16 protein-coding genes are annotated in these 22,161 nt (G+C 66.9%); 7 read left to right on the top strand and 9 right to left on the bottom strand.

Translation table 11 applies throughout. The annotated features are described in order from the left end of the window. Window positions 1-4: 4 nt before the first annotated feature. From LL964_RS08985 to LL964_RS09000, 4 genes are all read right to left on the bottom strand, one after another. Window positions 5-922, bottom strand: coding sequence for an aliphatic sulfonate ABC transporter substrate-binding protein (locus tag LL964_RS08985; protein WP_230430671.1), 918 nt, complete (start codon window positions 920-922; stop codon window positions 5-7). A 191-nt stretch (window positions 923-1,113) separates the two neighbouring features. Further along, complete coding sequence (gene mgrA / locus LL964_RS08990; RefSeq protein ID WP_104586632.1) at window positions 1,114-2,154, bottom strand: L-glyceraldehyde 3-phosphate reductase; 1,041 nt, start codon at window positions 2,152-2,154, stop codon at window positions 1,114-1,116. A gap of 19 nt (window positions 2,155-2,173) precedes the next feature. Continuing rightward, complete coding sequence (locus tag LL964_RS08995; protein WP_104586633.1) at window positions 2,174-3,502, bottom strand: LLM class flavin-dependent oxidoreductase; 1,329 nt, start codon at window positions 3,500-3,502, stop codon at window positions 2,174-2,176. Between the two features lie 67 nt (window positions 3,503-3,569). Next, complete coding sequence (locus LL964_RS09000; RefSeq protein ID WP_228329407.1) at window positions 3,570-5,825, bottom strand: TonB-dependent receptor; 2,256 nt, start codon at window positions 5,823-5,825, stop codon at window positions 3,570-3,572. A gap of 265 nt (window positions 5,826-6,090) precedes the next feature. Here LL964_RS09000 and LL964_RS09005 point away from each other — a divergent pair, with 265 nt between their 5' ends. After that, a complete protein-coding gene (locus tag LL964_RS09005) occupies window positions 6,091-6,399 on the top strand; it encodes a GIY-YIG nuclease family protein (RefSeq protein WP_104586634.1) in 309 nt (102 codons plus the stop codon). A 45-nt stretch (window positions 6,400-6,444) separates the two neighbouring features. Then, complete coding sequence (locus LL964_RS09010) at window positions 6,445-7,152, top strand: glutathione S-transferase (RefSeq protein ID WP_104586635.1); 708 nt, start codon at window positions 6,445-6,447, stop codon at window positions 7,150-7,152. Window positions 7,153-7,371: 219 nt separating this feature from the next. On the opposite strand, the gene LL964_RS09015 is transcribed toward LL964_RS09010, so the two are convergent. The 5 genes from LL964_RS09015 to LL964_RS09035 form a co-directional block, all read right to left on the bottom strand. Next, window positions 7,372-8,187 (bottom strand): DUF3014 domain-containing protein, encoded by an 816-nt coding sequence (locus tag LL964_RS09015; protein ID WP_104586841.1) that lies wholly within the window; start codon window positions 8,185-8,187, stop codon window positions 7,372-7,374. A gap of 285 nt (window positions 8,188-8,472) precedes the next feature. Beyond that, window positions 8,473-9,642: a lysozyme inhibitor LprI family protein gene (locus tag LL964_RS09020; protein ID WP_104586636.1), complete on the bottom strand. Its 1,170-nt coding sequence runs from the start codon at window positions 9,640-9,642 to the stop codon at window positions 8,473-8,475. Continuing rightward, a complete protein-coding gene (locus tag LL964_RS09025; protein ID WP_104586637.1) occupies window positions 9,639-11,240 on the bottom strand; it encodes a hypothetical protein in 1,602 nt (533 codons plus the stop codon). Before LL964_RS09025 ends, LL964_RS09020 begins: the two co-directional genes overlap by 4 nt. 135 nt (window positions 11,241-11,375) lie before the next feature. Continuing rightward, window positions 11,376-11,588, bottom strand: a complete 213-nt coding sequence (locus tag LL964_RS09030) for a hypothetical protein (protein ID WP_104586638.1) — start codon at window positions 11,586-11,588, stop codon at window positions 11,376-11,378. A 48-nt stretch (window positions 11,589-11,636) separates the two neighbouring features. Beyond that, window positions 11,637-12,110 (bottom strand): DUF3574 domain-containing protein, encoded by a 474-nt coding sequence (locus tag LL964_RS09035; protein ID WP_167395251.1) that lies wholly within the window; start codon window positions 12,108-12,110, stop codon window positions 11,637-11,639. A gap of 203 nt (window positions 12,111-12,313) precedes the next feature. On the opposite strand from LL964_RS09035, the gene LL964_RS09040 reads away from it, so the two are divergent. The 5 genes from LL964_RS09040 to LL964_RS09060 all read left to right on the top strand — a co-directional run bounded on the left by LL964_RS09040 (window position 12,314) and on the right by LL964_RS09060 (window position 21,881). Then, window positions 12,314-14,749, top strand: a complete 2,436-nt coding sequence (locus tag LL964_RS09040; RefSeq protein ID WP_104586639.1) for a TonB-dependent receptor plug domain-containing protein — start codon at window positions 12,314-12,316, stop codon at window positions 14,747-14,749. A gap of 252 nt (window positions 14,750-15,001) precedes the next feature. Then, complete coding sequence (otsB, locus tag LL964_RS09045; RefSeq protein WP_104586640.1) at window positions 15,002-15,760, top strand: trehalose-phosphatase; 759 nt, start codon at window positions 15,002-15,004, stop codon at window positions 15,758-15,760. A 45-nt stretch (window positions 15,761-15,805) separates the two neighbouring features. After that, window positions 15,806-17,584 carry a glycoside hydrolase family 15 protein gene (locus LL964_RS09050; protein WP_104586641.1) on the top strand — a complete coding sequence of 593 codons (1,779 nt, stop codon included), beginning with the start codon at window positions 15,806-15,808 and terminating at the stop codon, window positions 17,582-17,584. Next, a complete protein-coding gene (gene otsA / locus LL964_RS09055; protein WP_104586642.1) occupies window positions 17,581-18,948 on the top strand; it encodes an alpha,alpha-trehalose-phosphate synthase (UDP-forming) in 1,368 nt (455 codons plus the stop codon). Before LL964_RS09050 ends, otsA begins: the two co-directional genes overlap by 4 nt. A 494-nt stretch (window positions 18,949-19,442) precedes the next feature. Beyond that, a complete protein-coding gene (locus LL964_RS09060) occupies window positions 19,443-21,881 on the top strand; it encodes a membrane-bound PQQ-dependent dehydrogenase, glucose/quinate/shikimate family (RefSeq protein ID WP_208621412.1) in 2,439 nt (812 codons plus the stop codon). Window positions 21,882-22,161: the final 280 nt, after the last annotated feature.

The raw sequence follows: 22,161 nt of genomic DNA on the forward strand, positions 1-22,161 counted from the left end.
TGCATCACTTCCCGCCCGCCGGTGCGGCAACGCTGGCCGGCGCACGCCACACCGCCGGTGCCACCAACACGCGCTTGGGCAACAGGCGCTGTGCATAGAACAGATCGGCAGTGGCCTGCTGCGCCTTGATCACCTGCGCACTCAGCGGCTGTACGCTGGCCGGCGGGCGGTGCGCCAGAGTGCGTTCCACCACCGCAGGCGGCAGCCCGCTGACCTGCGCCAACAGCTTGATGCTGCCGGCGCGGTCGCGCTCGAGCAGGCCATCAGCCTGGTTGAGCGTGCCCATCACCTGCTGCACGAACGGCCCCCAAGCCGTTGCATAGCGGCGCGAGGACAGGAAGAAACCGCCGGTCAGCCCCAGCCCCTCGCCATTGGCGAGCAGACGCGCACTGCCATCCAGCGTCAGGGCCGAATACCACGGGTCCCAGATCGCCCAGGCATCCACCTGCCCGGCCGCGAATGCGGCGCGCGCATTGGCTGGCGACAGATACAGCGGCGTGATGTCGCGGATGCTCAGACCGGCTTTGGCCAACAAACGCAGCAGCAGGTTGTGCGCGCTGGAGCCCTTCTGGAAGGCCACACGCTTACCCTTCAAGTCGGCCACGCGACGCAAGGTGCTCCTTGCCGGTACCAGAACGGTTTCCGCTTTCGGCGTAGGCGGCACCCAGCCCACATACAGCAGATCCGCACCGGCCACCTGTGCGAACAACGGCGGAATATCGCCCGCACCTCCGATGTCGATGCTGCCGACGTTCAAGGCCTCCAGCAGCTGTGGACCCGCAGGAAACTCCACCCAGCTGATTCTGGTGCGCGGAAAGCGCTGTTCCAGCAGGCGATGCTGCTTGGCCAGCACCAGGCTGGACACCGCCTTCTGGTAGCCGATGCGCAGCTGCGCCGGGTCGGCGGCAGTGGCCACGTGCATCCAGACCAGGCTCAGCACCAAGACCGATGCGAGGCGTCTGGCAAAGGCGATCACGCCAGCGGTGGGCCGCCGGATGCGAACGGCGCACAGCCGCCACAGTGCGACGTTTCGGAGCGATCCCGGATGCCGTGCAGGCCAGGCACCGCCGTGTTCGCTCGCCGCTGGAACCCGATAGCGCATCGACAGCCTCCTCATTGCCAATCGGTGGACGGTTTTTCCCAGAGATTGATGCCGCCCTCGACCGCGTAACGATCGATCTCGGCCAGCTCTTCCGGGCTGAACTGCAGGTTCTGCAATGCCGCCACGTTTTCGACCAACTGCTCCGGGCGGCTGGCTCCCAGCAGCGCCGAGCTCACCCGCGCATCGCGCAACACCCAGGCCAGCGCCAGCTGCGCCAGGCTCTGGCCGCGTTGGCGCGCAATGCCGTCCAGGCCGCGCGCGCGCGCAAGGTTGTCGTCGGATAGATGCTCCGGCCGCAGCGATTGCCCGCCGGGGCGATTGACCCGCGCATCGGCAGGGACGCCCTGCAGGTATTTCCCGGTCAGCAAGCCCTGCGCCAGCGGCGTAAAGGCGATCACGCCGGCGCCCAGCGCGGCAGTGGTGTCCAGCAGATCCTGCTCCGGCCAGCGGTTGAACAGGTTGTAGGCCGGCTGGTGGATCAGCAGCGGTACCTTCCATTCGCGCAGCAGGCCGGCGATGTCGCGCGTGCGCGCGGACGAATACGACGACACACCCACATACAGCGCCTTGCCCTGCTGCACCGCACTGGCCAGGGCGCCTGCAGTTTCTTCCAGCGGCGTGTCCGCATCGAAGCGGTGCGAATAGAAGATGTCCACGTAGTCCACCCCCAAGCGCTGCAGGCTCTGGTCCAGGCTGGACAACAGGTATTTGCGCGAGCTGCCGCCCTGCCCGTACGGGCCCGGCCACATGTCCCAGCCGGCTTTGGTGGAGATGATCAACTCGTCGCGATACGGCTTGAAATCCTCGCGCAGCAGGCGGCCGAAGTTGATCTCCGCACTGCCATACGGCGGGCCATAGTTATTGGCCAGATCGAAGTGGGTGATACCCAGGTCGAATGCCGTGCGCAGCAGCGCGCGCTGGGTATCGATCGGCGTGCTGTCGCCGAAGTTATGCCACAAGCCCAGCGATAGGGCAGGCAGCACCAGACCACTGCGGCCGACGCGGCGATAGGCAATGCGGTCGTAACGATCGGGATGTGCGAGATGACTCATGACAGTGGGATCCGGTAGATCAGCGTGCGCTGAAGCGATTGACGGGGCGTTGCAGCCCCAGATGATCGCGCAGTGTGCGCCCGGCATATTCACGGCGGAACAGCCCGCGCCGCTGCAGCTCCGGCACCACCTGCGTAGCCACATCGGCTAGGCCTGCGGGCAGGTGCGGCACCAGCACGTTGAAGCCATCGGCAGCGCCCTGCTCGAACCAGGCTTGCAGCTCATCGGCAATCTGGGTAGGCGTGCCGATCAGGCTGTAATGCCCGCGCCCGCCGGCGATGCGCCGGCCGAGCTGGGCAATGCTCAACTGCTCCTGTCCCGCCAGCTCGGTGAACAACTGCTGGCGGCTGCGCTGTCCGGTTTCGGTCAACGGCAACTCCGGCAGCGGGCCGTCCGGCGGGTAGTCAGACAGGTCGAAATTGCCCAGCATGCGCGACAGCAGCGCGATGCCGACCTCCGGTTCCACCAACTCCTGGAACTGTTCGAATTTTTCCTGCGCTTCGGCCTGGCTCTGCCCCACCACGATGAACACGCCGGGCAATACTTTCAGGGCATCGCGTGGCCGCCCGAACTGTTCCAGCCGCCCGTTGATGTCGGCATAGAATGCCTGCGCCTTGGCCAGGGATGATTGCGCGGTGAATACCACCTCTGCGGTCTCGGCCGCCAGCGCGCGCCCTGGCTCGGACGAGCCGGCCTGCACCAGCACCGGATGCCCTTGCGGGGCACGCGCAATGTTGAGCGGGCCACGCACCTGGAAATGCGCGCCGCGGTGGTCGAGCACATGCGCACGCGCCGGGTCGTGATGCAGGCCGGTGGCCGTGTCGGCGATGAAGGCATCATCGTCCCAGCTATCCCACAGCCCGGCCACCACCTGCTGGAACTCGCGCGCCCGCGCGTAGCGCTCGGCGTGCACGTAATGCGCGTCACGGTTGAAGTTCAGCGCCTCGTCGGCGGCATCGGAGGTGACCAGATTCCAGCCGGCGCGACCGCCGGACAGATGATCCAGCGAGGCGAACTTGCGCGCCACGTGATACGGCTCGTTGTAGCTGGTGGTCATGGTGGCGATCAGCCCGATACGCTCGCTCACCGTGGACAGCGCGCTGAGCAGGGTCAGCGGCTCGAACAGGCTGGAACGCGCCATCCGCGGCGCGATCGGCCCGCTTGCCGCAGCCAGACTGTCGGCCACGAACACCGCATCGAACCGGGCGGCTTCGGCAATGCGCACCATCTCGCGGTACTGCGCAAATTCCAGCGTCTGCGCGCTCGCCTGCGGGTGCCGCCATGCCGCCACATGGTGGCCGGTGGCCATCAGGAAGGCGCCCAGCGAAAGCTGCCTCGGCGCGCTCATCGCCGCTCACCGCAGGCCGCGGGCAGGCCGTTCTCGAACATCGATCGCAACTGGGTCGAACGCATCGTCAGAAGTCCTTGTGCAACTGCAGGCCCACATAGCGCCGGTCGTCGCGCGGCACCAGGCGATAGACATTGCCGGCGGCATTGGCCAGCAGCGGCGCGTAAGAGCGGTCACCGAGATTGCGGCCGAGCACCGCCACCCGCCAGCCATGCGCATCGTCGGCCAGCGCGACGCTGGCATTCCAGATCGCATACGGGCCCTGGATGGTCTGCGGGGTCTGGCTGAGGTCGTACTGCACGCTGTCCTGCCAGCTCACATCGCCATTCAATTCCAGCGCCAGACTGCCGCGCAGCGGCACCCGGTAACCGGCACGTAGATTGCCCTTCCAGTCCGGCGAAAACGGCAGCGGCCGGCCATCGACATTGCAGTTGGCCGCTGCCGCTGCCGGGCATGCGAAGCGCTGGATGCGGGCCTGCGTGTAGGCCAGCGATGCCGCCAGATTCAGGCGTTCGGTGGCCCGATAGTCCAGATCCAGCTCAATGCCCTGGGTGCGCACCTGCCCGGCATTGATCAGCCGCGTCACCACCTGCCCGGCCACCGTGTCGAAGAAATTGGCCTGGTAGTTGGCGTAGTCGGTGTGGAACAGCGCCAGGTTGGCACTGAGCCGGTCGTCCAGCGCACGCGCCTTCAGGCCGAGCTCCCAGGCAGTGGAGGTTTCCGGCTTCAATGCCGGCGTATCGCGCGGCTGCATGTTGAAGAACACGTTGTAGGCCGGGCCCTTGTAGCCGCGCGAATAGGTGAGGTAGCCGGTGGTGCGCGCATCGATGTCGTACTGCAGGCCGGTACGGCCGGAAACGCCGTTTTCCGCGGTGCTGCCGCTGCTGGCGGTGGCCGGCTGAATGCCGGTGACGGCGGTTGCAGAGGTGGACACGCGCTGATGTCGATAATCCAGCGTATCGCGGGTGACGCGCGCACCCAGCAAGGCGCGCAGATCCGGACGCCAATGCCAGGTGGCCTCGCCGAACACCGCATAGGTCTGGGCGCGAGTGTCGTAATCGGCCACGCCCCTGTTGCTGGCGGTCGGCGACGTCACCGTGCGCTGGTAGGTTTCTTCATTGCGCGCGTGCAGGTAGTACAGCCCGGCCACCGCTTCGACCGCACGGTCGCGCGGCGTCTCGATCCGCAGTTCCTGCGAGTACTGCGTGTAACCCAGCTCGCCGCGATCATGCGAGGCCGGGAAGGCCGCACCGCGTTGCGCGGTGCGATCGCCATCCTGCAACTGGGTGTTGTCCCATTGCCGCCATGCGCTGATCGAGGTCAGCAACGCCTCGCCGAGATGCTGATCCAGCTGCAGCGAGACGCCCTGGTTGGTGTCCTGCAGCCAGGTGCGGTAATCGCTGTTGATCTGCCGGTTGTCGGCACTTGCACGCACCGGCGCAAGTGCCGTCGCGAAGTCGGCGCGTGTCGCGGCCACCACGACGCCGCTGGGCGCATCGCTGTGCGAGCGCAGATGGTCGGCGAGCAAGGTGGCACTGAAGTCCGGCGTCGGCGTCAGCTCCAGCCGCAGCCGCGCACCGGCGCGCCGGTAGCCGTTGACGGTCTGCCCGTCTGCCAGGTTGCGCACGTTGCCGCCGTACTCGCCCCACAATGCCGAGACACTGGCTTTCAGAACCTCCGGCACCAGGGCGCCGCCGACGCTGGCACGCACGCGGTCCTCGTCGCCACCGCCGAAGTGCGCGTAATCGACGTTGCCGCCAAAGACCTCGGGCGCGGGTTTGCTGACGATGTTGAGCACGCCTGCCGACGCGTTCTTGCCGAACAAGGTCCCTTGGGGTCCGCGCAGGACTTCGATGCGCTCCACATCGAGCAGATCCAGGGTGGCCTGGCCCGGACGGCCCAGCACCACGCCATCGATCACGGTCGCCACACTGGGCTCCACACCTGGCGAGGTGGAGATGGTGCCCACGCCACGCAGGAACAGCGAGGTGTCCTTGTTGGAGGCGCCGGTGCGGAAGGTCAGGCTGGGCACCAGCGCCGGCAGGTCTGCCACACTGTTGCGGTTCTCTTGCTCCAGGGTCTGCCCCTGGACCACCGATACCGCGACCGGCACCTGCTGCAAGGTGGTTTCGCGGCGGGTGGCGGTCACCTTCACCGCGCCCAGCGTCTGCGCCGCGCCCTCGGGTGCGGCAGCGGCCTCGCCCACCTCGTCGGCGAGGGCCGGTGCGCATGCCAGCGCAAGGCTCCACGCCAGCAACTGTGGTCTTCCTGGCAACCTCGATGCAGAAGCGCTCCTCGCGGGGAGCCGGTGTCGCACGGGCATGTAGTTCCTTCGTCCGGCTGTCATGGATGTTCGATGCGCAATGTCGCTCTCGCAACGGCGGTGCGTGGCCAGCGTGCGGCATGCGGCCAGCAAGCCATCTCGACCGCAATGGCGCCCAGGCATGCTGTTTGTCGGCGTCGCGAGCGTCAAATAACCAATGTTTGGATGCTTATTCACTCGGACGCGGTGCGCCCGGCATGCGTCTCGCCTCGAGCGCTGCCTCGCCCGGGCTGCGCAGGCCGCAACGAACGGCGATAATGCCCGGATGGATTCGCCCAAACCCTGGTATCTCTATCTGCTGCTGTGCCGCAACGGTAGCTATTACGCCGGGATCACCAACGACCTGGAGCGGCGCTTCCGGGCGCACGTAAACGGTAGCGGTGCGCGCTACACGCGCTGCAACCCGCCGCTGCAAGTTCTAGCCAGCCATCCCTATCCGGATCGGGCCAGTGCCTCGCGTGCCGAATACGCACTCAAGCGGCAGCCGCGTGCGCGCAAGCTGGACTGGCTGCTGTCGCAAACGCACGGCGTTGCCGGGTCACGGCCCGCTGACGCTTCGATCACGTCCATCTAGCCCTGCGTTTCCTACGCTGCAGCCCCACTGAACCCGGAGCAGCGCATGCACTATCAGCTCTATTACTGGACCGGTCTGCAAGGGCGTGGCGAATTCGTCCGCCTGGCCCTGGAAGACGCGGGTGCCGTCTACACCGATGTCGCGCGCGTCGAGGGCGACGATGTCATGAGCGGTTTCCTCGAAGGCCGGCAAGCCGGCGCACAGCCCTTCGCCCCACCCTTCCTGCGCGCAGGCGACATGGTCGTGGCACAGGTCGCCGCCATCCTGCATTTTCTTGGGCCCCGACTGCAGCTGGTCCCCGACGACGACGCGCGGCGCCTGCAGGCGCTGCAGTTGCAAATGACCATTGCCGATCTGGTGGCCGAAGTGCACGACACCCACCATCCGATCGCGTCGGGGCTGTACTACGAAGACCAGAAAGCCGAAGCGGCCAGGCGCGCCGAGGATCTGCGCGACAACCGGCTGCCCAAATTCCTCGGCTATTTCGAGCAGGTGGTGCAACAGGCCGGCGGGCAGACCGCGCTGGGTGAGCACTCCTATGTCGATCTGTCGCTGTTCCAGCTGCTCAGCGGACTGGATTACATGTTTCCGCAGAGGATGGCGACGCTGTCGAAAGACCTGCCGGGCCTGCGTGGCGTGCAGCAGCGTGTGGCAGCGCGCCCGCGCATTGCCGCCTACCTCGCCTCCGAACGGCGTGTGGCATTCAACACCAATGGCATCTTCCGGCATTACCCGGAGCTGGATGCCGCCTAGGCTACGGCATCAATGCAGCCAGCCGCTATGGCCGGGCCGGGCCGGCCGTAGCGGCTGCCAGCGCGCCGGATTCGCGCACCTGCGCTCATGCGAAGTCACAGCTCTGGTCTGCGCAACGCACGCGACACGGTGACCCGCGCAGCGGCACATGCGAGGACGGCGGCGCAAGCACGCCGCCCATCGCACACCGGCACACGGCGCCGGGCTCCGCGCGTCGCTTCAGCGCGTCTGCAACAAGGCCTTGCGGATGTGTTGCAGCTGCGTCCTCACGCGCGACGCCTGCTCCGGCCCCAGTCGCACGATGGCTTTCTGCCCCACCGACAATCCTTCCAGCGCCGGGTCCACGAAGCGATAGCGGCCACGCGCATCGCGTACGACGTCGATGGGGTGTTGCGGGTCGGGTGTCCGCAACAGATGATCGATCACATCCACCACGCGGTCGTTGAAGTAACGATCCGGCGCGCCCAGGTTCGCGTACGCCTGCTGGAACAGGGGATAGAAACGCACATAGCTGCGCACCAGCGCCTGCGCATCCACGCGGGTGAACGCAGCCACATAAGGTGCGTAGCGACGTGCGTTGGCATCGTCGATGACCGTGCGGTCGGCAGCGGCCACGACCTGCAGCTCACCCGGCACCGGTTGCAGTACCGATGCACGGCGGCTGATGCTGGGCTGGGTGAGGTTGTCGATCATCACGACCACACGTTCGATCAGATGCGGCCGCAACACGAGGGACAGCGCGGTATCGTCCTGCAGCAGATCCAGCAGCGCCTGCCAGGCCGCGTCATCGCTCTGGGCCAAGCCGGGAATCGCCGCATCGGCTGCATCGGGAGACGGGATCTGGACCGGATGCCGCGGCCCGGCAGGTGCTGGCGGCGGAGGTGCGGCCGCAGTCGCCACCGCATCGGCGGTTCGGTTGCGGGGCGCAGGCGATGCGCCCGATGTCTCGCGCTGCCCGCTAAACAGCCACCAGGCAGCGCCGGCGATCAATGGCACCGCCAACAGCCACGGCCAGCGTGAAGGCTTGGTTTGCATCATGGAACTCCTGACATCGACAACATCAGGGTGTGACCACGGGAGATCGTGGTGGTTCCATCGATATGGCGCCATCGCGCACTCGTCGCTTGCGGGGTGCGACCCCACACTTCACTTTGGCGAGTCAAAGCGCGCGCATCGCGCGCAACCACTTCACCGGACCAAGCCTCGCGTAAGCATCACTCCACGGAACATGCCATCGGCCAGACGCACGCGCGAATGCGCCGTTCACGCCACCACGCAGCGCCAGCGCCGTCAACCAGACACAGGCGCTGCGCTCCACGCTCAATTGGCGAAATTCAGCCGCGCATCCACCCATGCCGCCACGATGACGGCCGCCACCTGTTCGGCCTGGCGCGCAGGCAGCCGCTTTTCGCGCACCAGCCATGCGGCGGTGTCGCGACGCACTTGCGGCAGCAGCGCGCGCGCTGCCTTGCGATCTGCGGCAGGCCAGTCGCTCTGTTCGCCGTGCCAGGCTGCAATCGCCTGGTCCGGATCATCCCCATACCGTTCGCGCAAGGCCGGCTGCAGATACAGCAGCGGCGATACCGCAGCGCGCAGTGCGATGACGCTCCACTCGGCGTAGCTGGAATAGCGAATGGTCCCGGCCTGCTTGCCCAGCGCCTCGATCAGCGGTTCGAATCCCTTGTCCAGCTGCGCCCAGCTGGCCAGTGCGAACAGCCCTCCCGGCGGCTCGCACACCGGTGCGAACGCGTCCCGGGTGGAGCCGTACAGCGGCCCGAATGCCTCATACGCCGGCTCGCCCACCGCCGCGAAGACGAAGCAGTGCACATAGCCGCGCGTTCCGCTGCGATCCTGCTCGATCCACATGCGCAGCAGCATGAGCACTTTTTTCGGATCCTGGGCATTGGGACCGGCAGCGGCATCGTCGAGCAGTGATGCCGCGAACGCGTCGACACGGCGCAAGGCCATGTGCGCACGTTCGAAGCGCGCAGTCGCCTGCGCCGCCTCCACGCCGGCGGCCGGCACGAACCGATGCAGGTATGCCAGCCACGCCGAGGCCAGCGGTGCGTCGTAAGCCTGCAATTGACGCGCAGCTTCGGCAGCAGCGGCGGGAATCCGCGCGATGATGCGATCCAGTGCCTGTTGCTGGGCAATGAGCGCCTTGTCCAGTGCGTCGCGACGGGCGGTGAGGCTGCGCGTCAGGCAGTCGTCTGGCCTGGCCTGCTGCGTGCAGGTGTTGCGCTGCTGCAGCCAGGCGCGCTGCTGCTCGCGCACGCCGGCCACCGCGTGACGTGGCACGGTCTGCAGCAACGCCTGATAGGTCTCGTGCAGTTGCTCGTCCAGCAGTCCGAGCGATTTCACTGCGCACAGGCGCTTTTCCACCGGCGTGCCTGCCTGTCTGCAGTCGAACGAGGCCGCCCAGGCGCCGCTGGCCGCAAGCCCCACCGCACCGCCCACCAACCAGCGAACCACGCGCGAAGCGGAACTCACTGCACGGCGTCCTTGCGCGCCGGCAACAGCGACAACAGCAGCAAGGTCGCCGCCAGCGCGACATAGGCGCCGACGAACTGCCAGCTGATCACCCGCGCCAGCCCCTGCAGCGACCATGGCAGATAGATGCCGCCACGCGGATCCACCGAGTGGATCAGGCCGAACAGGGTCAACCCGGCCGCCACCAGCAGAAACACTGCGCCGCGCCGCAGGCGGCCATCGATCATCGCCGCCACCGTGGCGATCCACAGCATCGCGGTGATGATGAAGCCGTTGCCCAGCGCGAAGATCACTGCCAGCTCGGGCAGACCGTGGCCGTCCACCTGCGTGGTCAGGGCCACCAATTGCTCCTGCGCCATCCAGCCCGGCGCCTTGATGGTCAGCAGATACGCCACCGATGGCAGAAAACCCAACACCATGGCGCCGGCATGCTGCCTGGGGGTGGCCTGGAACGCCTGGGTGGTGATGTCGATCGACACGTAGACGATGATCGGCGCCAGCACCGCCAGCGGCAGCCATTGCACCAGACCGCTGATGATGCCGAGCATGCCGCCGATGCCGACGAACAGCCCGGTCAACAGGGTGTAGCCCGAGCGCGCGCCCATGTGTTTGTACGCAGGCTGGCCGATGTAGGGCGTGGTCTGCGCCACGCCGCCGCAGACGCCGGCCACCAGCGTGGCGAGGGCCTCCACCAGCAGGATGTCGCGGGTGCGGTAATCGTCGCCGGCCGCGCGTGCGCTCTCGCTGACATTGATGCCGCCCACCACCATCAGCAGCCCGAAGGGCAACAGCAATGGCAGGTAGGCCACCGTCGACGGCAGCCCGTCGATGAAGCCCAGGTTCGGCAGCGGCAGCACGATCTGCGGCGCGGTCCAGGCCGGCATCGCGAAGCCCGGTGCGCCCAGCCCGGCCAGTCCGAGTCCGTAGTAGAGGGCGGTTCCGATCAGAAAGGCCACCAGCACGCCCGGCAGTTTGGTCGGCAAGCGCCCCTTGGCCAACAGCACGTACAGCAGCAGGCCGAGGGTGACGAAACCGGCCACCGGCGAGCGCAGGGTCTCCAGCAACGGCAGCAGCCCCATCAGCACCAGCGCGATGCCGGCGATCGAGCCGAGCAGGGCCGCACGCGGCAGCGCGCGCGTCACCGCCTCGCCCACGAATGACAGCACCAGCTTGAGCAGGCCCATCACCACCAGCGCGGCCATGCCGAGCTTCCAGGTGGCGATCGCTGCCGCCTGCACGTCCAGCCCCTGCGCCTTGAAGCCGGCAAAGGCCGGCCCCAGCACCAGCAGCGCCATGCCGATGCTGGTGGGCGCGTCCAGGCCCAACGGCATCGCAGTGACGTCATCGCGCCCGGTGCGCGCGGCCAGCCGCCGCGCCATCAAGGTGTAAAGCAGGTTGCCCACCAGCACGCCGAACGCGGTGCCGGGAAACATCCGTCCGAACACTACCTCGGGGGGAAATCCATAGATTCCCACCAGCGCCATCGCAATGAAGCCGAGGATGGAAAGATTGTCGACCACCAGGCCGAAGAAGCCATTGAGATCGCCAGCGACAAACCAGCGCGGCGCAGCCGCAGGACGCGAAGAAGGAGCCGACATGAGAACCGGGAGGCATGGGGGTCGGGCGATGGTAGCCGCTGCCTCCCAGGCGCGACAGCGCTGCGGTGGATCAGAGCATGCCGCCACCGCCACGCTGACACCGGCCGCCTGCCGTGGCGACCGGCCAGCACGGCGTCACGGTATCGCCTCATCGGCGCCTATCCGGTCCTCGATCACGGCATGGCGGGCGCTGCGATAACGCACTTGCACCCGCGACTGGTCCAGGTTCACGTCCAGCGCCTGCAGGCGATCGCCCTTGATCAGATAGCGCCGCGTGGTCGCCCATGCGGAACGCCCGCAGAAAGCGGCCCAGGCGACATCCGCCGATCGCAGCCGACGACATCCCATGCTCAGGCAGCGCCGCTGGCCTGCCGGTCGTCACGCCGACACTGCCGCTCAGAACGACACCTCTACCGCCTGCCGCGACCACAGCACCGACTGGTGCCCGGTGGCCTGCTTCCACGCCAGCCGGATCGCCTCGATGTCGTTGCGCCGCTGCGGGGTGTCTTCGTGCAGGATCACCAGCACCTTGGTGCCGAGCCGGTTCGGCTGTTTGGCACCGCGGAACAGCCACTGGCCGTAGGCGTCGAACACGGTCAGCCCGTCCGGAAAGCGCGGCGTCACTTCCTTGTCCAGGAAGGCGCGCCACTGCGCCTCGCCGATGGTGCGGGTCTGCGGGCGGTCGGCCGGGCCGGTTTCCTCGCCCACACCGAAGTACAGCTCGCTGCGCACCCAACCGTGCGGCGCAGCCGGCCGCGCCGCATCGCCCTGCAGGCTGGCGGTGGTCGAGGCCGGTGCACTGGCGGGCGTGGTGGCGCAGGCACTCAGCGCCAGCATGGCAGCAAGCAGGCAGGACGGCAGCAATTTCATCGACTTCTCCACAACAGGTTCGGGGGCGGGCTCATGCGCGCCCGGCATCAGCTGATGCCGGCGTGCGCACTGTGACATCTCGCACGGGCCTGAACAACGCGATAATATCTCTCCATCCGGATGAATGTGGACAATTCCATCCCTTTGCGCGCCACCCGGCCGGATGCCATCACGCGGCGCGTTGCAGTTGCAGGAGAGAGAGCATGACCCGCCCCACCCTTTCGGTGATCGGCCTGGCCGTGGCCGCGGCGCTGAGCGCCAATGCGCAGGCCCAGCAGACCGAGGCCGGCGCCACCACCCTGGACACGGTGATCGTGACCGGCACCCGCGCCAGCGATCGCACCGTGCTGGAATCGACCGTGCCGGTGGACGTGCTCACCGCCGAGGACATCCGCAAGGCCGGCGTGGTCAATGGTGAACTCGGCAGCGCGCTGCAGGCGCTGCTGCCCTCGTTCAACTTCCCGCGCCAGTCCAACTCCGGAGGCGCCGACCATATCCGCGCCGCGCAGCTGCGCGGGCTCTCGCCCGACCAGGTGCTGGTGCTGGTCAACGGCAAGCGCCGCCACACTTCGGCGCTGGTCAACACCGACAGCAAGATCGGCAAAGGCACCACGCCGGTGGATTTCAATTCCATCCCGATCAACGCGATCAAGCGCATCGAAGTGCTGCGCGACGGTGCCGGCGCGCAATACGGCTCCGATGCCATCGCCGGCGTCATCAACGTGATCCTGGACGACAACCCCGAGCGCGGCGAACTGGAAGCCAGCTTCGGCGCCTACAACACCGACGTTGAGCCGATTAATCGCCGCGTCACCGATGGCCAGACCAGCTATGCCAGCGCCAAGGTCGGCACGCTGCTGGGCGAGGACGGCGGCTTCTTCAAGGTGGGCCTGGAGCTGAAGAATCGCGAGGCCACCAACCGCGCCGGCTTCGACCAAATCCCGCCATTCGAAGAACAGACGCCCGCCAATCTGGCGCTGGCCGGCCAGCGCAACTACGTGCTCGGCGATGGCGCCACCAAGGGCCTGAACGCCTGGCTCAATACCAAGATTCCGTTCAGCGCCACCGGCGAGTTCTACGCCTTCGGTACCTACAACCAGCGCGATACCGAGGGCGCCAACTACTTCCGTTACCCGGACAGCAGCGCCAACTGGCGCGAACTCTATCCCAACGGTTATCGGCCGATTTCCGAAGGCGAGAATCGCGACCTGCAACTCGTCGCCGGCGCGCGTGGGCAATGGGGCAACTGGGATTACGACGCCAGCGTCAACCACGGCCGCAACGACTTCACCTACCGGCTGCGCAACTCGCTCAATGCATCGCTGGGCCCCACCAGCACCACGCGCTTCAAGACCGGCGATTTCGCCTTCGCGCAGACCGTGGGCAATGTCGATCTGACTCGCGTGTTCGACGCCGCCGGCGCCACGCATACCTTCGGCACCGGGGCCGAATTCCGCCGCGAGCAGTATCGTACCCATGCCGGCGACCCGGCCAGCTACGCGGCCGGCCCGTTCACCGATCGCCCCACCGGCTCGCAGGCCGGCGGCGGGCTCACCCCGCAGGACGAAGCCGACCTGTCGCGCAACGTAGCCAGCGCCTACGCCAACGTGTCCAGCCAGTTCGGCGACAGGCTCTCCACCGACCTGGCCGGCCGCTACGAGCATTACCAGGATTTCGGCAGCCAGTGGACCGGCAAGCTGGCCGCGCGCTACGCGTTCGCACCGGCCTTCGCGCTGCGTGGCGCCATCTCCAACAACGTGCGTGCGCCCTCGCTCAGCCAGATCGGCTACGAGGCCACCTCCACCGGCTACGACGCCGCTGGCCGCCTGACCCAGGGCCGTCTGCTGTCGGTCAACAACCCCATCGCGCGCGCGCTCGGCGCCACCGATCTGAAGCCGGAGAAGTCGGTCAACTACAGTCTGGGTTTCACCAGCAAGCTGGGCGATCACTTCGATGTGTCGCTGGACTTTTTCCAGATCGACATCGACGACCGTATCGCACTGTCCGAAGACATCACCGGCGCTGCGCTGACCGACTTCGTGCAGCAGAACTTTGGCGTTACCGGTGTGCAGAGCGCCAGCTACTTCCTCAATGCCGCCGACACCCGCACCCGCGGTGCCGAGCTGGTCGCCAACTGGCGCCAGTACGCCTTCGGCGGCGACCTGCTGCTGACCGGCACCTACAGCTACGCCAAGACCGAGCTGGAAAACATCATCGCCACCCCGGCCCAGCTGCTCGCATTGAACCCGGAATACGTGCTGTTCGGTGTGGAGGAAAGCAATACGCTCACCGACGCCGCGCCGCGTACCCGCGCCGCGCTTGCCGCCAACTGGAGCAACGAACGCTGGAACCTGCAGACGCGCGTCAACCGCTACGGCAGCGCCACGCGGGTGTTCGATTTCGGCGGCGGCTTCGTTCCGCGCCAGACCTATGGTGCCGAATGGCAGCTGGACCTGGAAGCCGAATACCACCTGGGCACGCAATGGACGCTGGCCATCGGTGGGCAGAACATCCTGGACAACTACTCGGACCGTTCCATCGACGACATCGCCTACTTCGGCAACCTGCCCTACGACGTGCTCTCGCCGATCGGCAGCAATGGCGCGTATTGGTATGGGCGGGTGCGGTACTCGTTCTGAGCTAGAGCGAAATGTTTTAAAGCCCCTCTCCCTCAGGGAGAGGGGTTGGGGTGAGGGTACGGGGCGAAGCAGTGGAGCAGTCGGTGATTCAGGTCTGATGGTGCGTGGCGACGCGTTGGTCATTACAGGTGATGGTAGATCTCCGAGGCGCACCCTCATCCGCCCCTGCGGGGCACCTTCTCCCGGCGGGAGAAGGGACATCCCAGCCGTTCCATAACCTGAATCTCACACCGTCTTGCGCACACTGCGCGGATGGCAGACGTGTATTCCCCCCTTCCGTCGCCGCCATTGCTGGACGATGCCTGCGCATTGTTCCTGGACGTGGACGGCACCCTGATCGACTTTGCCGACAGCCCCGAGGCGGTGCGGCTATTGCCTGAGGTGCGTGCGGCCATCGGCCGCCTCAGCGTGCGTCTGAATGGCGCGATCGCCTTGGTCAGCGGGCGGCCGCTGGCACAGCTGGACGCCCTGTTCGCTCCCCTGATCCTCCCGGCCGCCGGCCTGCACGGCCACGAGCTGCGCAGCGACACTGCGGCGCGCGCCGCGATGCCGCAGGACACCTCTGCGTTTCTGCATGGCCTGCACCAACGCGCTGCGGCGCTGACGCATCGGCACCCCGGCGTGCTGGTCGAAGACAAAGGCGTCAGCGTCGCTCTGCACTGGCGCGCGCAACCGCTCGCCGGCCCCGACGTGCTCGCCTTCGCGCAGGACGAAATCGCCCAGCTCACCGGTTATCGCCTGCAGCCTGGCGATCATGTCGTGGAGTTCGTGCCCGAAGGCAGCAACAAGGGCCTGGCGGTCGAACAGCTGATGCAGCAAGGCGCCTTCGCCGGCCGTACGCCGGTGTTCGTCGGCGACGACCTCACCGACGAATTCGGTTTCGACGCGGCCAATCGCCTCGGCGGCTGGAGCGTATTGGTGGGCGACCGTGTCCAGACCAGCGCGCGCTACCGCGTGCCAGGCACCGCCGCCGTGCATGCGTGGCTGCAACAAAATGCACGCGGCGCCTGAGCGCCCGCTTTCCCTTTCGTCATTGCATAGGATTGTTCGTACTTCATGACCGAGCCAAACCTGGATCTGGGCGTCATCGGCAACTGCAGCTTCGGCGCGTTGGTGGATCGGCAGGCACGCGTGGTCTGGAGTTGCCTGCCCGCCTTCGACGGCGACCCCGCATTCTGTGCGTTGCTGTCGCCCAAGACCGAGGGCGGCGACTTCGCCGTGGAGCTGGAAGATTTCACCAGCAGCGAGCAGCACTATCTCCCCAATACCGCCGTATTGCGCACGGTGCTGCGCGACAGCAAGGGTGGCGAAGTCGAAGTGATCGACTTCGCGCCGCGCTGGCGCAACAACGGCCGTTTCTACCGGCCGGTGAGCATCATCCGGCAGATCCGCCCGCTGGCCGGCAACCCGCGCATCATCGTGCGTGCGCGCCCGCTGGCCGACTGGGGCGGCCGCATGCCTGAGATCACCTGGGGCAGCAATCACATCCGTTGGGTGTTGCCGGAATTCACCCTGCGCCTGACCACCGACGTGCCGGTGCGCTTCGTGCGCGATGGGCTGCCGTTCGTGCTCAGCCACCCGGTCAGTCTGGTGCTGGGCGTGGACGAATCGCTGACCCGCTCGCTGACCGGCTATGTGCAGGAAGCGCAGGAGCGCACCGAGGAATACTGGCGCGAATGGGTGCGCTACCTCTCCATTCCGCTGGATTGGCAGGAAGCGGTGATCCGCAGCGCGATCACGCTCAAACTGTGCCAGTACGAGGACAGCGGCGCGATTATTGCCGCGATGACCACCTCGATCCCGGAGGCGCCGAACACGCCGCGCAACTGGGATTACCGCTACTGCTGGCTGCGCGATGCGGCGTTCGTGGTGCGCGCGCTCAATCGGCTCGGCGCCACCCGCACGATGGAGCAGTTCATCGGCTACATCTTCAATATCGCCACCAGCGACGGCACCATGCAGCCGCTCTATGGCATCGGCTTCGAATCGCAGCTGGAGGAGCACGAAGTCGAGACGATGACCGGCTACCGCGGCATGGGCCCGGTACGCCGCGGCAACCTGGCCTGGATCCAGCAGCAGCACGACGTCTATGGCAGCGTGGTGCTGGCCTCCACGCAGCTGTTCTTCGACCTGCGCCTGAAGGATCAGGGCGATGCCGACACCTTCCGCCGGCTGGAGCCATTGGGCGAGCGTGCCTACGCATTGCACAACGTGCCCGATGCCGGCCTGTGGGAGTTCCGCGGCCGCGCCGAGGTACACACCTACACCGCGGCAATGTGCTGGGCCGCTTGCGACCGCCTGTCCAAGATCGCCGATCGACTGGTGCTGCCCGAGCGCGTGGCGTACTGGCGCGAGCGCGCCGACAGCATCCGCGAACGCGTATTGAATGAGGCCTGGAGCGAGGAGCGCGGCCACTTCACCGACACGCTCGGCGGCCACCGCCTGGATGCATCGCTGCTGTTGCTGGCCGATATCGGCATCGTCGCCAACGACGACGTCCGCTTCGTGCGCACGGTCGAAGCCGTCGGCCGCGTGCTCAAGCATGGCGATGCCCTGTATCGCTACATCGCGCCGGATGACTTCGGTGAGCCGGAAACCAGCTTCACCATCTGCACCTTCTGGTACATCGATGCGCTCGCTGCCATCGGCCGCAAGGACGAAGCACGTGAATTGTTCGAACGTATCCTTTCGCGCCGTAATCACCTCGGCTTGCTGTCGGAAGACCTATCGTTCGAGGACGGCGAAGCCTGGGGCAATTTCCCGCAGACCTATTCGCACGTCGGTTTGATCATCGCAGCGATGCGCTTGTCGCGGAGCTGGCAGGAGGCGTCATGAGTCGTTTGGTGGTGGTGTCCAATCGCGTCGCCGTTCCCGGCGAAAACCGGGCCGGCGGTCTGGCGGTGGGGTTGCTGGCCGCGCTCAAGGAACGTGGCGGCATGTGGTTCGGGTGGAGCGGCAAGACCGTGCGCGGCGATAGCGGCGGCCTGCACGAGCAGACCGAAGGCGACATCACCTTCGTCACCATGGACCTCAACAAGCGCGACATCGACTCGTACTACAACGGCTTCGCCAACCGCACGCTGTGGCCGCTGCTGCACTTCCGCCTGGATCTGGTCGACTACGATCGCGCCACCCGCGAAGGCTATATGCGCGTCAATCGGCTGTTCGCGGAAAAACTCGCGCCGCTGCTGAAAGACAGCGACACCTTGTGGATCCACGACTACCACATGATTCCGCTCGGCGCGATGCTGCGCGAGCTGGGCGTGGGCTGCAAGATGGGGTTCTTCCTGCATGTGCCGATGCCCTCGGCCGATCTGGTGCAGGCCATGCCCGATCACGCGCGTTTGTTCAGTACGTTCTATGCGTACGATCTGGTCGGCTTCCAGACCCAGCGCGATGCCGAGCGCTTCAAGGCCTATGTGCGATTGTTCGGGGGCGGACGCGTGCTGGAGGGCGACCAGGTGGAGGGCCCGGGCGGACGCCGGTTCAGTGCGGCGTCGTTTCCGATCGGCATCGATACCGATCTGATCGCCAACCAGGCCAAGGCGGCAGTCGGCAAGCAATCGGTGCGCGATCTGCGCGAAAGTCTGCGCGGCCGTCAGTTGGCCATCGGCGTGGATCGCCTGGATTACTCCAAGGGCCTGCCAGAGCGGTTCCAGGGCTTCGAGCGCTATCTGGAACGTTATCCCGATCAATCCGGCAGCCTGACCTATCTGCAGATCGCGCCGGTCTCGCGTGGCGACGTCACCGAATACCGGCAGTTGCGCGGGCAGCTGGAGCAGATCGCCGGCCATATCAACGGCGGGCACGCCGAACCCGACTGGACCCCGCTACGTTACGTCAACCAGAACTTCAGCCACGCCACGCTGACCGGCTTCTATCGGGCCGCGTCGGTGGGCCTGGTCACGCCGCTGCGCGATGGCATGAATCTGGTGGCCAAGGAATTCGTCGCCGCACAGGACCCGAAGGATCCGGGCGTTTTGGTGCTGTCCCTGCTGGCCGGCGCAGCGGACGAGATGAAGGAAGCCCTGCTGGTCAACCCGCACGACCTGGACGGCGTGGCCGATGCGATCGCCACCGCCGCCGGCATGCCGCTGGCCACACGCATCGAACGCTGGCACGCCATGATGGACCACCTGCGCAAGAACAATATCGGTCACTGGCGCCAGCGCTATCTGCAGGCGCTCGCCGATATCTGATCCCTTCTCCCTGCGAAAGTCCGGCATCTGATCCCGTCTCCCTGCGGGAGCCCGACATCTGATCCCTTCTCCCTGCGGGAGCCCGACATCTGATCCCTTCTCCCTGCGGGAGCCCGACATCTGATCCCTTCTCCCTGCGGGAGAAGGTGCCCGAAGGGCGGATGAGGGCAAAACCGCAGGCGACCTGCAGTTCTCCGCGCCTTCCACCGCAACGCGCGTTCCGACGCAAACACATGGTCCGGTACGTCTGGTGTGCAGTCCGGAACGCTGGTTCCCATTCCGTCACGGACACGCAGCGCCTGGGGGGCTAAAATATTCGCGTGATTGGCGCAGAGGACCCTGGGAGGGGCTGCGCGTTCATCTCCAGGCCGCCGGCAATCCTTGCCACCGAGCGACCTGTCTCCCTCCACGACCTGTCGCCCGCTGCGGCCCCAGGTCCTTCCTGACATCTCAAAATGACTGATCAATCCTCAAAACGTGGGGCAGGCACCTGGTTGCTGGTGGCCTATGCGCTCGTGATCGCCGTGCTCGGCGCGGTCCTCGCCTACGAAGGCGGCCGCCTGGTGGCCGTCGGCGGTTCCTGGTACTACCTGCTGGCCGGTATTGCCCTATTCGCGGCCGGTGCACTGCTCGCGCTGGGCAAACGCGCCGGCCTATGGCTGTTTGGCGCCACGCTGGCTGCCACCATCGCCTGGGCGTTGTGGGAAGTGGGCCTGGACGGCTGGGGCCTGGTCCCGCGGCTGGCCTGGATTTCGGTACTGGGCCTGGCGCTGCTGCCGTTCTGGGGCGTGGCGCGTCGGCGCATGCAGCCGGTGTCGGGCCTGGGTTACGCGGTGGTCGCCGGAGTGCTGCCGGTGCTGGGTGCAGCGCTGATCCTGTGGCCGTTGTTCGTGCCGCGCAACGTCGAGCTGGCCGATGCGTCCCAGCAACCGACGAACGATGCGGCGGCCTTCAGCCGCGGCACCGTACCCAGCCCCGATGGCAACGTCGCCGCCAATCACGACGCCAGCAACTGGACCGCATATGCCGGTTCCAATCTGTCCAATCACTACACGCCCGGTGCGCAGATCACGCCGGACAACGTGAAAAATCTCAAGGTCGCCTGGGAATTCCATACCGGCGATCTGAAGCCGGCCGGTTCCAAGCTGGGCTATGCCTTCCAGAACACCCCGCTCAAGGTCGGCGACCTGCTGTACATCTGCACCCCCACCCAGAAGGTGATCGCGGTGGAGGCGGCCAACGGCAAGGAGCGCTGGCGCTTCGATCCGCAGACCGATCCGAAGGCGATGGCCGGCGTGGCTGCCACCACCTGCCGTGGCGTGTCCTACTACCAGGCGCCGCAAGGCACCGCCGAGTGCCCGACGCGGATCTTCTGGCCAATGGTCGATGGCCGCCTGGGCGCACTGGATGCGCAAACCGGCAAGCTGTGCACCAGCTTCGGCAATAACGGGTATGTCGATCTGAATGCCGGCACCGGCAACACCAAGCCGGGCTTCGTGGGCCCGACCTCGCCGCCGGTGGTGATGCGCGGGGTGGTGATCCAGCCGACTGGCCAGGTACGCGATGGCCAGGAGGGCGACGCGCCGTCCGGCGTGGTGCGCGGCTTCGATGCGCTGACCGGCCAGCTGCGCTGGGCCTGGGACCTGGGTAATCCGGCGATCACCGCCGAGCCGCCGGCCGGACAGACCTATACCCGTTCGACGCCGAACGTGTGGTCGCTGATGGCTGCCGACGACGAGCTGGGCCTGGTCTATCTGCCCACCGGCAATGCCTCCGGCGACTTCTTCGGCAAGGGCCGCACTCCGCAGGACGAGGAATACACTGCCGCGCTGGTGGCCGTGGATGCGGCCACCGGCAAGGAGCGCTGGCACTTCCGTACCGTCAACCACGACCTGTGGGACTACGACATCGGCCCGCAGCCGAACCTGGTCGACTGGCCGGTGGCCGGCGGCGGCACCCGTGCGGCGGTGATCCAGGCCACCAAGTCCGGGCAGGTGTTCGTGCTGGACCGCGCCACCGGCGAACCGTTGATGCCGGTCAAGCAGATCCCGGTGCCGCAGGGCACTGATCACGGCGACTGGACCGCGGCCACCCAGCCGATCTCGCCCGGCATGCCCAATACCGTGGGCGCGCCCAGCCGCGAGGTGGAGACCATCATCGAATCCGACGCCTGGGGCATGACCCCGTTCGACCAGCTGGCCTGCCGCATCCAGTTCAAGAAGCTGCGTTACGAAGGCATGTTCACCCCGCCGACCCTGCAGGGCTCGCTGGCCTTCACCGGCAACCATGGTGGAATCAACTGGGGCGGCGTCTCGGTGGACCTGCAGCGCGGCATCATGGTGATGAACAGCAATCGCCTGCCCTACACCCTGCAGGTCTATACCCGCGAAAAAATGGACGAACTGGGCGTGGTGTCGGTGTTCGACGGCAAGAGCAGGACACCCGGCTACATGGCCCAGAAGGGCCTGGCCTACGGTGCCCGCAAGGAGCCGTGGATGTCGCCGCTCAACACCCCGTGCGTGGCGCCGCCGTGGGGCTACATCGCCGGTGTCGATCTGCGCACCCAGCAGGTGCTGTGGCGGCGCCCGCTGGGCACCGGTTACGACCAGGGCCCGATGGGCGTGCCGTCCAGGACCAAGTTCGAGATCGGCACCCCCAACAACAGCGGCTCGCTCGCCACCGCCGGCGGCGTGACCTTCATTGGCGCGACCCTGGACGATTTCATACGCGGCTTCGACACCCGCACCGGCAGGCAGGTGTGGGAGACCCGCGTGCCGGCCGGCCCGCAGGGTGCGCCGATGAGCTACACCATCGATGGCAAGCAGTACATCGTGGCCGCGGTGGGTGGACACGACCGCATGGAAACCAAGTCCGGCGACAGCGTGATCGCCTGGACATTGCCGGACGGCGCACCGCCTGCCCCGGACAGGTAATCCCTGCTTCGGGCGTCAGCACTCGACCGGTCGTCGCAAGACGGCCGGTTTTTTTTATGGGCCAGCGGCGCTTGGCAGCGCGCGTTGGGCTGCGGAGCGACCGACGCAGCCCGACGGCGACGTGCGTTCGCATCGCGGTGCAATGGCGAAGCCGATCTGGCCGATTCGCCGATGCCGCAGTCGATGCCAGCCTGCGCTGCGGTCATGGAGCGGCCTGCCTATGCCGACGTGCGGCGCGCCAGCTTCCTGCCGCACGTGCGATCGCGTGGCCGCCGTGTTT

The sequence above is a fragment of the Xanthomonas melonis genome, assembly GCF_020783655.1.
In the GTDB taxonomy this organism is placed as follows: domain Bacteria; phylum Pseudomonadota; class Gammaproteobacteria; order Xanthomonadales; family Xanthomonadaceae; genus Xanthomonas; species Xanthomonas melonis.

Bases quoted from the DNA above. Each gene is read 5' to 3' on its own strand.
- LL964_RS08985 (WP_230430671.1), bottom strand. From the start codon at position 922: ATGCACGTGGCCACTGCCGCCGACCCGGCGCAGCTGCGCATCGGCTAC.
- mgrA (WP_104586632.1), bottom strand. From the start codon at position 2,154: ATGAGTCATCTCGCACATCCCGATCGTTACGACCGCATTGCCTATCGC.
- LL964_RS08995 (WP_104586633.1), bottom strand. From the start codon at position 3,502: ATGAGCGCGCCGAGGCAGCTTTCGCTGGGCGCCTTCCTGATGGCCACC.
- LL964_RS09000 (WP_228329407.1), bottom strand. From the start codon at position 5,825: ATGCCCGTGCGACACCGGCTCCCCGCGAGGAGCGCTTCTGCATCGAGG.
- LL964_RS09005 (WP_104586634.1), top strand. From the start codon at position 6,091: ATGGATTCGCCCAAACCCTGGTATCTCTATCTGCTGCTGTGCCGCAAC.
- LL964_RS09010 (WP_104586635.1), top strand. From the start codon at position 6,445: ATGCACTATCAGCTCTATTACTGGACCGGTCTGCAAGGGCGTGGCGAA.
- LL964_RS09015 (WP_104586841.1), bottom strand. From the start codon at position 8,187: ATGCAAACCAAGCCTTCACGCTGGCCGTGGCTGTTGGCGGTGCCATTG.
- LL964_RS09025 (WP_104586637.1), bottom strand. From the start codon at position 11,240: ATGTCGGCTCCTTCTTCGCGTCCTGCGGCTGCGCCGCGCTGGTTTGTC.
- LL964_RS09030 (WP_104586638.1), bottom strand. From the start codon at position 11,588: ATGGGATGTCGTCGGCTGCGATCGGCGGATGTCGCCTGGGCCGCTTTC.
- LL964_RS09035 (WP_167395251.1), bottom strand. From the start codon at position 12,110: ATGAAATTGCTGCCGTCCTGCCTGCTTGCTGCCATGCTGGCGCTGAGT.
- LL964_RS09040 (WP_104586639.1), top strand. From the start codon at position 12,314: ATGACCCGCCCCACCCTTTCGGTGATCGGCCTGGCCGTGGCCGCGGCG.
- otsB (WP_104586640.1), top strand. From the start codon at position 15,002: ATGGCAGACGTGTATTCCCCCCTTCCGTCGCCGCCATTGCTGGACGAT.
- LL964_RS09050 (WP_104586641.1), top strand. From the start codon at position 15,806: ATGACCGAGCCAAACCTGGATCTGGGCGTCATCGGCAACTGCAGCTTC.
- otsA (WP_104586642.1), top strand. From the start codon at position 17,581: ATGAGTCGTTTGGTGGTGGTGTCCAATCGCGTCGCCGTTCCCGGCGAA.